At 72.5% G+C, this 12,217-nt stretch carries 5 protein-coding genes; 1 reads left to right on the forward strand and 4 read right to left on the reverse strand.

Annotated features, from left to right (window positions below; translation table 11 throughout):
* Positions 1–79 precede the first annotated feature (79 nt).
* Entirely contained in the window at positions 80–1,114 is a 1,035-nt protein-coding gene (locus WME82_RS06275) for a hypothetical protein (RefSeq protein ID WP_438042069.1), read from the reverse strand.
* 66 nt (positions 1,115–1,180) lie between these two features.
* On the reverse strand, positions 1,181–4,681 hold the full coding sequence (locus WME82_RS06280; protein WP_438042070.1) for a POTRA domain-containing protein: 3,501 nt from the start codon (positions 4,679–4,681) through the stop codon (positions 1,181–1,183).
* 182 nt (positions 4,682–4,863) lie between these two features.
* On the opposite strand from WME82_RS06280, the gene WME82_RS06285 reads away from it, so the two are divergent.
* Complete coding sequence (locus WME82_RS06285) at positions 4,864–5,667, forward strand: phosphate/phosphite/phosphonate ABC transporter substrate-binding protein (RefSeq protein WP_437744596.1); 804 nt, start codon at positions 4,864–4,866, stop codon at positions 5,665–5,667.
* A gap of 57 nt (positions 5,668–5,724) precedes the next feature.
* On the opposite strand, the gene WME82_RS06290 is transcribed toward WME82_RS06285, so the two are convergent.
* Both WME82_RS06290 and ettA read right to left on the reverse strand, forming a co-directional pair.
* Complete coding sequence (locus tag WME82_RS06290; protein ID WP_438042071.1) at positions 5,725–10,215, reverse strand: translocation/assembly module TamB domain-containing protein; 4,491 nt, start codon at positions 10,213–10,215, stop codon at positions 5,725–5,727.
* Between the two features lie 154 nt (positions 10,216–10,369).
* Positions 10,370–12,043: an energy-dependent translational throttle protein EttA gene (gene ettA, locus WME82_RS06295; protein WP_438042072.1), complete on the reverse strand. Its 1,674-nt coding sequence runs from the start codon at positions 12,041–12,043 to the stop codon at positions 10,370–10,372.
* Between the last annotated feature and the right edge of the window lie 174 nt (positions 12,044–12,217).

Here is a 12,217-nt window from a genome sequence, read left to right on the forward strand (position 1 = left end):
GCCGAGCCGGCCAGGTTCACGGCGGAGCGCCGTCGCTACCGCGCCCTGCGTGGTTCGCCTTTCGGGCGGCGAGCCGAGCTCACAGGCACGTGACGTCGCACAGCCTCTCCGAGAGCGCGACGCAGCCCTCGTCCCACCCGATCGTGCAGCAGAAGCTGTCTCCGTCCTCTCCGCACACGGTCTCGACGCAGCTGTTGCAGGTCGCGTCGAGGGGCGCGCCTTCCTCGCAGAGGTCGTGGGCGCACCCGCAGGCCCGCCCGCAGGCGGCGGTGAGGCCGGCGACGCAGTGGGTGTCCCAGTTGCTCATGCAGCACGCCGGGTCCTCCGCGCACAGCTCGGTCACGCACGGGTCGCAGGCCATGAGGAGGGGCGCTCCTTCCTCGCAGAGGTCGTGGCTGCACTCGGCCGGCGGGCACACGCCGCAGTCGGTGGCGCACGCCTGGCAGTTCTCCCTGTCGGGCTCGCACACGCCGTCACCGCAGACCGGCGGGCACACGCCGCAGTCGTCGGCGCACGAATCGCACGTCTCGCCGGTGTCACACCGCAGATCGCCGCACGCCGACGCCCCACCCTCTCCGCCGCCGCCGGCGGCGTCGCCGCCGCCGCCCGTCGAAGCGCTGCTCGCCGAGGCGCTGCTCACCGAGCCGCCGCCGGCCCCGTCGCCGCCGCCGCCGCCGCCCGCCGAGGCGCTGCTCGTCGAGGCGCTGCTCGTCGAGGCGCTGCTCGTCGAGCCGCCTTGCCCGCCCGCTCCACCGCCGCCTGTGGCATCGCCGCCCGCCGAGGCGCTGCTCGTCGAGCCGCCTTGCCCGCCCTCTCCGCCGCCGCCCGTGGCATCGCCGCCAGCCGAGGCGCTGCTCGTCGAGCCGCCTTGCCCGCCCTCTCCGCCGCTGCCCGTGGCATCGCCGCCAGCCGAGGCGCTGCTCGTCGAGCCGCCTTGCCCGCCCTCTCCGCCGCTGCCCGCCGATCCGCCGGCCCCACCTTGCCCGCCGGACCCGCCGGCGCCGGACGTGCTCGCCGCGCTGCTCGGCGCGGCGCTCTCGTCGTCGCCGCAGCCGGCGATCGTGAGGGTCGATGTCAGGGCGAGCAAAGCACACATGCGGAGTGAACGGTTCATCAGGGGAGCCTCGTCATCATCATGCGTTGGGAGCCGCCTCGCGCGCGTCGCGCGCGAGGCCGCCTGTCAAAAGAGCCCCACGGAGAAGTGGAGTGCACCGTCGATCTCATCCAGCTCGTCGCGCGGATCCAGGTTGAAGCCGTAGTCGAAGGCGAGGGGGCCGATGGGCGTGTTCACCCGCAGGCCGGCGCCGAGCCCGTAACGCAAGAGCCGCGGATCGAGGTTGACGTTCCTCGCCCTGATCCAGAGGTTGCCCGCGTCGAGGAAGAGCCCGAGCTGGAGCAGATCCGTCAGCGGAATGCGCAGCTCGGCGCGGGGGTTCACCATCACCGTCCCGCCGCGCGGGATATCGTCGGTCGATACCTCGGCGTCCCCGCCCAGCGCCTTTCTCGCCTCCTCGAGCCCGTCCTCAGGATACAGCGACTCGGCCAGATGGGAACGGAGCGAGTCGACGCCGCCGAGGAAGAACAGGCGATCTGGGTACGTCCCGCTCTCGGCCACGAGCGGCTGAATATACCCTCCGGACAGGCTCAGGGCGAGGGTGAGCCGCGACCGCGGCGCGAGGGGGATATAGCCCGACACACGGCCCGTGAATCGCAGGAAGTGGCTCTCGGGGAAGCTCGATTGGGCCCGGACCGAGGCGAAGGCGTCGAAGGCGTCGACGTGCTCGACGCCGCCGGAGAGGAGGAAGCCCCGGGTCGCGGCGAAGGGGGTGTCCCGCGTGTCCCAGGACGCGTCGATCCGCTGCGCCAGGGCGATCGTCTCGCCCTCGGGCATGCGCAGCTGGTCGAGGATATCCCGCTTGTCGGCGCCGACGGCGCCGGGGAAGAAGCCGACTTTGTTCAGCTCGGTCGACAGGGCGAGCTGCGTCGTGACGGCGCGCCGCGGGCGGTAGGTGATCGCGGGGATGATCGCCGTCTTCGTGACGCCGAAATCCAGCTGGTTGTCGCGCACGTTGATGCCCGCGAGCGACATGCTGACGAGCGGCCCGAGGCCGATGTCCGGGAGCGTGACCGAGACCGCGATGCGGCGCTCCAGCTGGTCGTCGATCTGGAGCTCCTCGTAGTGGCGGCTCGCCGCCTTGTCGACGATCATGAACTCGAACAGGTAGCTGAGCTGGACGCCCATCGTGAGGCCGATGGCGAGGCCGCCGATGTTGCGGTGTCCGTACTCGAAGGCGAGGCGCGCGCCCTCGCCGGTCGAGAACCCGATCTGCGGGTTGAGGTACTGCGGCAGCTGCTCGACCACGTGGATGACGACCCGCTTGTTCTTCTGAGGGACGTCGGGATCCTCGAGCGATATCGACACGCTGGAGAACGGGCCGAGCGCGGCGATGCGCTCCTCGCTCAGGCGGGCCTGCGACTGGCGGAACGGCGCGCCCTCGCGGAGCAGCACGCGGCGGAGGATCAGCTGCTCGTCGGTCCGTACGGCGCCCTTGACGACGATGCCGGTGACGAACACCCGATCTCGCTCCGAGACGATGAACCGCGCGCGGGCGCGCGTGCGGTCGGGCGAGGGCTCGATGGCCGTGCGGACCTCGGCGAACGCGTAGCCCAGGTCGCGGTAAGCATCCATGATGCGCAGCCGCGCGGCGTCGAGCGCGAGCGTCGAGAGGGGCTGTCCGACCTTCAGATCGACGAGGTCGCTGAGCCAGCGCTCGCTGAACGGCCGCTCCTCGGCGCAGAGGGCGCGGTCGCGCTCGCTCAGGCCGGCCTGGCCGCAGAAGCCCTTGTTGCCCTCGAAGGCGAGATCGTAGAGCTGGGTCTGCGGGCCGGGATGGACCGGAATGCGGAGCGTCACCTCGGGGGAGCACGCGATGTGCCGGGCGGCGTCGGGGCGGCACGTGAGGGCGGCGGGGACGGGCGGCTCGGGGAGGGGCAGCCCTTGCGCGTCGGTGAGGCACTGGGCCGTGACGCGCTCGGCGACCGGCTCGGGGATGCAGGCGCCCGGCGGGGAACGGCGCGAGCAGGTGGCGCGGAGCACGGAGACCGGGCCGACGACGGCGTTCAGGTAGCCCTTGCTGAAGTAGAGATCGCGAAGGTGCTTGAGGGCGCGCTCGTAGGTCTCCTGCGCGTACGTCATCGAGGGGATGAGCTCGACCGGCCTTGCCCGGCCGCCGGCGCCGCGGGTCGGGCCGAAGAGGTCCGAGATGCCTCGCGGGTCGGGCATCGAGAAGGCGTCGGCGCCGGGCAGGTCCTCCTCGAGGAAGCTCTCGATCTCGCGGCCGAGGTCGTCCGGGCTGAGGTCGCCCGTGAGGCAGGGGAAGACGCGCTTCGTGACGCGCACCTGGTCGTGCTCGCGGACGGTGAAGGTCAGGTAACGGACCGCATCGTCGGGCTTGCCGCCCAGCGAGGGGGTGACCTCGGCGTCGAGGAAGCCGCGCTCGACGTAGAACGCGCGGAGCCGATCGGTGAGATCGTTCGTCTTCGTCTCGGTCGTCTCGCCGAGATCGAGCGCGGCCTCGAGGGCGTCGTCGTCGAAGGCGCGGTTGCCGTCGAAGGCGGGGACGATGCGCGCGCCGGGCTCGAGGTAGACGTAGAGGTAGTTGTGCGGGCCGACCGCGAGCACGCGGTGGGAGACCTCGGCGTCGTGAAAGCCGCTCCGGCGGAGCAGCTCGGCCATCTCGCGGTCGGCCTCGGCGAGGGCGGGCTCGTCGACGCGGGCGCCGACGCCGAGGCCGTAGCTCTGCTTGAGCGAGCCGAGCTCCCGGTCCGCGCGCGGCGCCACGACGAAGACGCGCTCGGAGACCACGCGTGGAGCGCCGGCCTCGATGTCGAGGGCGAGGACGACCTGGGAGGGCTCGTCGGTGTCGACGGCGCGGACCGTGACGGCGGCCGCGGGGTAGCCGTGAAGCGCGTAGAACGCGCGGATGCGGGGGCTGATCTCGGCCAGCGTGGCCGCGGTGATCTCGCCGCCCTCGGCGATGCCGGCGGCCTCGAGGGTGTCCTGCCGGTCGAGCGCGCCGCCGGTGATCTGGACGTTGGCGATGCTCCGGCGGGGGACGACGAAGATCCGGAGCGCGGCGCCGTCCGGCACGAGGTACGCCTCGGCCGACGCGCGGGCGAAGTTGCCGGAGGCGAGCAGCTCGCGCATGGCGCGGCGCGCGGCGTCGGGGCTGAGCGGCTCGCCGAGGTCGACGCTGGTGACCGGCGACACGATCTGCCATCGGTCGCCCTGCGCGGTGACATCGATGCGGACGATCGGCTTGCCGACGAGCTCTCCCAGGGCCAGCGGCTGGCCGAGCGACGGCACGTCGGTGGCCTGGGTGCCGGCCTCGCCCGAGGGCACGGCACGTGCCGCAGGGTTGACAGGGTCGACAGGGTCGAGGCTGGCCTGACCGGGGTTGAGGTTGGCCTGACCGGGGTTGGGGCTGGCCTGACCGGGGTTGGGGCTGGCCTGACCGGGGTTGAGGCTGGCCTGACCGGGGTTGAGGCTGGCCTGACCGGGGTTGGGGTTGGCCTGAGCCGGACGTGCGGGGGTCGGGTCGGCGTGCGCCGGGATGGCGATCGCGCCGAGCGGCAAAAAGCCGAGCAGAAGGGGAATGAGGGTGGAACGGAAGCGAGCCATCAGGCGCGGAGCGCCGGGGGACGAAACGGAAATGAACCGGCGCCGGCGTGCACGACGGACGCAGCGTAGCCCGGTTGGGCGCTGGATGGGCAAGAGGCCGCCCGCGAGGCCCCGATGTGCGAGACGTGGGGCTCTCGGCGGGCAGAGCTCGTGCTAGCGTCGCCGCCCGTGCGAGGCACCGGATGAAGGACCTGGCGATGCTCGTCGGCGCCGTGGCGCATGACGCCAAGGTGGTGACGCTGTGGGAGAGCCTGCGCGAGCACTTCCGCGAACATGGAATCCTGATTGATTTCGCGCTGTTCTCTACCTACGAGCGCCAGGTCGAGTCGCTGATCCGCGGGCACATCGACGTCGCCTGGAACAGCGCCGTCGCGCACGTGCGGGTGAAGCGGCAGACCGAGGGCCGGTCCCGCTCGCTCGCGATGCGCGAGATCGATCGCGACTTCCACAGCAAGCTGCTCGTCCGCCGCGACGCCGCCGTCGGGGCGCTCAGCGATCTGGAGGGCAAGGCGCTCGCTGTCGGGAGCGTCGACTCGGCGCACGCGCGCATCCTGCCGCTCCACTTCCTCCGGCAGGCGGGCGTGGCCGTGGAGAAGATCCAGCTCATGCCGTTCGAGGTGGACGTCGGCAAGCACGGGGACACCGCGACGAGCGAGGTCCAGGCGCTCGCGGCGCTGCACGAGGGCAAGGCGCAGGCGGCGGCGGTCGGGGACGCGGTGTGGCTCGCCGAGCAGGCGAACGGCCACATCGACCTCCGCCGGGTCGACGTCCTCTGGACCACGCCGGCCTACGATTTCGCGATGTTCGACGCGCTGCCGGCGCTGCCCGAGGCGAAGGCCGAGGCGTTCCAGCGCGCGCTGCTCAGCATGACCTGGAAGAACCCGAAGCACCGGCGCATCTTCGAGCTCATGGGCCACAAGCAGTGGGTCTCCGGCCGCGACGACCGGTACGGCGCCCTCGACGCGGCGCTCGCCGCGGCCACCTGACGGCCGCGGATCGATCGCCGCGCGAGCGTCCTTCGAGCGCCGTCCGCGGCTCGAACGTCACTCGAACTCGAGCCGCCACCTCAGGTCGGCGCCCACGTTGCCGACCGGCGAGCTCGAGGCGTCGCTCGAGTTGTCGTACGACCCCTGGAGGCTCATCCGGTCGCTGAGCTTCACCTCGACGCCCGCGCGCACCTGGCTGCCCTGCGAGAGCCCCGTCGTCACGTTGGCGCGCACCGCGTCCGTGATGCGCTTGCCGATCGTCACCGTCGGCTCCGGGGCGCCGTTCTTGGACGAGTAGCCGGTGCCGAAGCGGAACTCGTCGATGAGGGGGACCATCGTCTTCACCGCCTTGTCGGCGCCCGTCAGCGACGAGAGCGCCTCGAGGCCCATGGTCTCGCCGAGCGACGACACGACGCCCTGGTTGAGCTCGGCGCGCGTCATGCCGAGCGTCAGCAGCAGGACGATGTCCTCCTGGCTGAGCGGCGGATCGCTCGTCAGGTTGAGCTGGAGGTTGTCGGCGTCGCCCTGGGCGTGCAGCTTGATGCGCCAGAGCCCGCTGGAGTTCGCGCTGCTGCCCGCGGCCGCGGCCGTCGGCGCCGTGGGCTCCGCGCCCGACGTCGCGTCCGCCGCGGCGGCGGTGCTCGTCGACGTGTAGCGGCGGTACTCGCTCTCGGCGCGCACGTCGACCTTGGGCGCGATGCGGAACGGATCGTCGAAGCGGACGTAGCCGTCCCGGACCTCGAACTCGGTGCTGCGCAGCATGAGCTTCGAGTCGGGCAGGATGCGCAGCGTGCCGCGCGCGCCGAAGCGCTGGTTCGTGCCCGAGAGCGCGAGCCCGGGCTGCGAGACCTCGAGCCGCATGTCGGCCAGATCGTTCGAGAAGCGGAGCGGGTTCGGCGAGGCGACGGTGACGTCGAACCGGACCACGTCGGCGGCGGGGTCGTAGGTCTGCACCGTCGTCCGCTGGCGCCCCGTGAGATCGCCGAGGTCCATGCTCATCAGGATGGGGCGCGTGTAGCTGAACGACGTGAGCGTGATCTTGCCCTCGACCCGCGGCAGGTTCTTCTCCCCCGACGCCTCGTCCTCGACGCCGGGCCGGAAGCTCGCCGTCAGGTTGGCGTTCGCGGTGAGGTTCACCCCGTCGGCGACCGGCAGCTTCACGCCGGTCGCCACGATGGATGCCTGCGCCGTGCCGAGGGTCAGGCCGCGCACCGGCATGTGCCCCACCGCGGTCACCGTGCCCGTGCCGACCCGCGCGCTCGCCTTCGTGAGGCGCACCTGGTCACCGCCGATCGCGAACTCCACGTCGATGTCGTCGAGCGACACCGGCAGGCCGACCACGTCGAGCTCTCCCTCCTTGAGCGTCGCCGAGCCGGTGTAGCGCAGCCCCTGGAGCGGCCCGGCCACCTGGACCTCGGCCTGCACCGTGCCCCGCGCGTGCCGGATCTGCGGGATGTCGGCGCTGAGCCGCGAGAGGCTCGTCGGGCTTACCCGGATCGCCACGTCGAGGTCCGGCGCCGTGAACACGCGCTTGACGTCGCCGGACGCCGTGAACGCGGCGGACAGGCGCGAGGCGGTGTGCGCCTCGAGGTGGAGCTCCGGCACCTTCAGCGTGTTGCCCGCGAGGCGGATCGGGCCGCTCGGGCTCGTGAGGTGGACCCCCTGGCCCTCCCGATCGAGCTTGAGCGCGTCGACCGTGAGCGTGAGCGCCGCCTGCCGGAAATCCGTGAGGGGGAGCCGCTCGATGTCGAGCGACCCGGTCATCGTGCCCTTCGGCGCCGCCGCGAGCGCGGCGCCCGGGATCAGGTTCGCGAGCGTGCCCAGGTCGAGCGCGTCCATGCGCACGTCCCCGTCCACGATCTTGCGCCGCTGGCGCGTGACGCGGAGCCCCTTCAGCGCGACCTGCCCGCCGAACAGCGAGCCGTTCGCGACGAGGGAGCCGTCGGGGAGGTCGCGCTCGTACTCCGCCGGGTCGAACGGCGCGCCCTGGGGGTTGCCGCAGATCGGCGTCCTGCCGATGACCTTCGGCGCCTTGTCGTTCGGCACGATCGTGAGCGCGACCCGCGAGGGCGGCAGGCTCGCGTGCGTGCGGCGGATGCCGACGCGCGAGACGTGCACGTCCGCGAAGCCGGAGAGCCTGCTCACGGTGCCGCCCAGGCTGGCGACGACCGACACCGAGCCGTCGAACTGCGAGGCCGCCGCCCCGAGCCCGTCGATCCGCGAGAGCGGGAGGCCGCTCGCGATGACGCTCCCCTTCAGCGCGCCGCCGTGCGCGACGGAGGCGCTCGCCAGCACGGAGCCCGTGCCCTTGCGCAGCGACGCCGAGCGGACGTCGAGCCGCATGCCGTCGGCGCCGGCGGCCTGGTCGTCCCAGATCATGTCGAGGTCGACCTCGCCCTCGTCGAAGCGCTCGTCGAGCAGCTCGACGCCGGTGAGCCGCATGCCCGCGTTCACGGCGAGGTAGCCGCCGCCGCAGCGGTCCTCGGGGCCGCCGAGCGCGAAGTGGGCGCGGGCCGTCCCGCTCGCGGTCGCCTTGTAGTCGGCGAACCGCGGATCCTTGTCGAGGCGGAGCACCTCGAGCAGGTCGCGCGCGGAGAGGTGCGGCGCCTCGCGCGTGTCGACGGTCGCGTCCACGACGACGATCCCCGCCGAGCTGTCGAGCGGGCGGCCCTTGGGCAGGTTGCCGGCCGGGTCGAAATCGATCTTGATCGACGGGACCCGGACGCGGCTCGCCCCGTGCCGGACCCGCGCGTTCTCGAGCGTCAGGGCGAGCGGCTCGAACGCGACCGGCGAGGGCTCGAGGTCGCCGATGGGGAAGCCGCCGAACACGAACTTCTCGACGCCGATCTCGCCGGTGAGCTTCGGGTGCTCGTAGGAGCCGTGCATCGCCGCCTTCATCGTGGCGACGCCGGCGAGCTCGAGCGCGGCGAGCGGCGAGATCTCGGCGAGGTCCACGCGCGAGCCCGGGTGGACCTCGACCCCGAGCTGGTCGTTGAAGCCGAGCGAGACGGTGGTCCTGAGGTGCGAGCTCGGCGTGTCGACCGAGAAGCCCGAGAGCACGACGGCGTTCGGCCGCACCTGGAACGAGCCGCGGACCGTGGCCTCCTTGACGCCCATCAGGCGCTTGCGGGCAGGGTCCTTCGTCGGGTGATCGAAGATGTCGAAGCCGTGCGTCTGCACGGCGAGGGGGCCCTCGAGGGAGAGCGGGGACAGCGTGCCGCCGAAGCGATCGAACCTCCCCTCGCGCAGCGTCCACGCGACGTGCGCCTGCGGGTGGACCGCGAGGTCGCGGAGCAGGCCGGGCAGCTCGACGTTGGCGAGGTCGATCGGCCCGGCCTGGAGCGGCACGCCCTTCTCGAACGGCTTGATCTCCACGCTCGAGATCTTCAGCGTGCCGTCGGCCCAGGCGACGTCGGTGTCGGAGAGCTGCACGGCGTCAGGGGTCGTCGAGACCTTGCCCGCGAGGCGCGTGGCGAAGACCCTGCCGTCGAGGCCCGGCCGGTCGAGCAGGAGCGTGCCCTTGAGGCGGGGGAGCGCCAGGCCGAGCGGCGCGGACGCCGCGTCGTACTCCGCGTCGACGTCGAGCGAGACCGAGCCGGACGCGGGCGGCAGGTTCACGAAGCGGTGCACGATCGGCACGGGGAGGCGCGCCCGCACGCGGCCCTCGATCCGGTGGGGCATGCCGTCGCCGAGGCCGACGGCGCGGAGGGCGCCGAGCTCGAGCTCCACCCGGCGCCAGTCGCCGTCCTGGAGCGCGCAGGGCGGCGCGGTGCCGGGATCCGGGTCGAAGTCGGTGGCGCCCTCGAGGATCAGCCGGCGGACGAGCGCGCGGCCCGGCTCGACGCGGACGCGCGTGTCGAAGCGGCAGACGACGTCCTCGTCGACGCTGTCCTCCTCGGCCTCGTGGCCGGGCGCGGGGTGCGTGCGGACGACCGAGACGAGGCCGGAGCGCATCGCGATCTCGAACGCGTCCGACGGCTCGGCGGAGACGTCGACGTCGACCTCGGTGGCCTGGACGCGGACGTTGTCGATCGTCAGGTCGAGCCGCGCGTCGGTGATGGCCACCGAGGAGAGCGGCGCGCGGTCGAGGCCGCCCCCGCCGCCCTTGCCGGTGCTCGGGAGGGTGAGGTTGCGGAGCTCCCCGTCCTTCAGCACCGCGCGGACGCGGGGGCCGATGATCTCGACGTCCCCCGCGTCGATGTGCCCCGCGAGCAGCGAGAACAGGCGCGGGCGGATGGCCACGCGCTCGAGCTCGAGGAACGGCGCGCCGCCGTCCGAGGAGTCGACGACGAGCCGGTTCAGGCCGACCATGAGGGGCCAGGCCTGGACGCGCACGTCGTAGCGGGCCGTGATGCCGAGCTCGCGCTGGAGCAGCGCCGCCGTCTCGCGCGCCGCCCAGGCCCGCACCGTCTCGGTGCGCACGAGGAAGCCGAGCGCGAGCGGGATCGCGCCGATCACCGCGAACACGGCGCACACAACGCGCACGGCGAGGCGCCCCCAGTCCCTGCGGGCGCTCGGCGGGGAGCCCTTTCTCCTCGTGCCGTGCATCGGGGCGCAGCTTAGCTGATGCGCGGTCGGACGCTTACGTGGGCGGGGGGATCCTGTGACGGGAAAATACCGGTGTGTGCGCGTCGCACCCGACCGGAAACGTGCTCCAGGGTGGAACGCCGCGGGGGCGCCGTGCGAGGCGCGCCGGGCCGGGTCAGCTCGCGGTGAGCTTGCGGTAGCGGAGCTTGCGGGGCTCGGCGGCGTCGGCGCCGAGGCGGCGCTTCAGGTCGGCCTCGTAGTCGGCGTAGTTGCCCTCGAACCAGACGACCTTGCTGTCGCCCTCGAAGGCGAGGATGTGGGTCGCGATGCGGTCGAGGAACCAGCGGTCGTGGCTGATGACCACGGCGCAGCCGGCGAAGTTGAGCAGCGCGTCCTCGAGCGAGCGGAGCGTGTCGACGTCGAGGTCGTTGGTGGGCTCGTCGAGCAGGAGGACGTTGCCGCCGCGGCGGAGCAGCTTGGCGAGGTGGAGGCGGTTGCGCTCGCCGCCGGACAGGTCGCGGACCTTCTTCTGCTGGTCGCTGCCGGCGAAGTTGAAGCTGGCGACGTACGCGCGCGAGTTGACCTCGCGCTTGCCGACGAGGAGGCGGTCCTCGCCGCCGGAGATCTCCTGCCAGACGTTGTTGGTCGGGTTGAGCGCGTCGCGCGACTGGTCGACGTACGCGAGCTCCACGGTCTCGCCGAGCCGGAGCGCGCCGCCGTCGGGCTGCTCGAGGCCCATGATCATGCGGAAGAGCGTGGTCTTGCCGGCGCCGTTCGGCCCGATGATGCCGACGATGCCGCCGCGCGGGAGCGAGAAGCTGAGGTCGTCGATGAGGACGCGGTCGCCGAAGCCCTTGCGGAGGTGCTCGGCCTCGACGACCACGTTCCCGAGCCGCTGGCCGGCGGGGATGTGGATCTCGTTCTCCTCGACCTTCTTCGACCTGTCCTCGGCGAGCAGCGTCTCGTAGGCGGCGAGGCGGGCCTTGCTCTTGGCCTGGCGGGCGCGCGGGGCCATGCGGACCCACTCGAGCTCGCGCTCCAGGGTGCGCTTGCGCGCGCTCTCCTGCTTCTGCTCCAGCTCGAGGCGCTTCTTCTTCTGCTCGAGCCAGCCGGTGTAGTTGCCCTCGTACGGGATGCCGGCGCCGCGGTCGAGCTCGAGGATCCAGCCGGCGACGTTGTCGAGGAAGTACCGGTCGTGGGTGACCGCGACGACGGTGCCGGGGTAGTCGTGGAGGAAGCGCTCGAGCCACGCGACGCTCTCGGCGTCGAGGTGGTTGGTCGGCTCGTCGAGCAGCAGGATGTCCGGCTTCTCGAGGAGGAGCCGGCAGAGGGCGACGCGGCGGCGCTCGCCGCCGGAGAGCTTGGTGACGTCGGCGTCGGGCGGCGGCAGCCGGAGGGCGTCCATGGCGCGCTCGACGACGCGGTCGATCTCCCAGCCGTTCGCGGCCTCGATCTTGTCCTGGAGCGCGGCGTACTCCTCGAGGAGCGCCTCCATGTCGGGGGGCGACTCGCCGAGCTTCGCGCCGATCTCCTCGAAGCGCTGGACGAGGGAGCGGACGTCGTGGACCGCCATCTCGACGTGCTCCTGCACGGTCTTGCCCGCCTCGAGCTGCGGCTCCTGGGCGAGGTAGCCGATGCGGATGCCGTCGGCGGGCTTCGCCTCACCGAGGTACTCGTTGTCGACGCCCGCCATGATGCGCAGCAGGGTGCTCTTGCCGGCGCCGTTCGAGCCGAGGACGCCGATCTTCGCGCCCGGGTAGAAGGAGAGCCACAGGCCCTTCAGCACCTCCTTGTTCGGGGGGTGCACCTTCCGGACATCCTGCATCGTGAAGATGAATTGAGGGGCCACGTCTTCGCCTGCCTGTGCGTGCCCGGCGCGCCGTGGGGCTCCGCTCGGCCTTCGAGCGGGCGCGGCGCTGGCCGGGCTGGGGGGAGAGGCCGTATGCGAGATCGCCGGCTGACGGTCAAGAGGGCGCGGAGGCGGCTGTAGGCGGGCGCGCAGGGCGCGCGTCGGGACGGACGG

Origin of the sequence: Sorangium sp. So ce128, from assembly GCF_051525245.1 — a bacterium.
Classification (GTDB): Bacteria; Myxococcota_A; Polyangia; order Polyangiales; family Polyangiaceae; genus Sorangium; species Sorangium cellulosum_B.

Bases quoted from the DNA above. Each gene is read 5' to 3' on its own strand.
- WME82_RS06275 (WP_438042069.1), bottom strand. From the start codon at position 1,114: ATGAACCGTTCACTCCGCATGTGTGCTTTGCTCGCCCTGACATCGACC.
- WME82_RS06290 (WP_438042071.1), bottom strand. From the start codon at position 10,215: ATGCACGGCACGAGGAGAAAGGGCTCCCCGCCGAGCGCCCGCAGGGAC.
- WME82_RS06280 (WP_438042070.1), bottom strand. From the start codon at position 4,681: ATGGCTCGCTTCCGTTCCACCCTCATTCCCCTTCTGCTCGGCTTTTTG.
- WME82_RS06285 (WP_437744596.1), top strand. From the start codon at position 4,864: ATGAAGGACCTGGCGATGCTCGTCGGCGCCGTGGCGCATGACGCCAAG.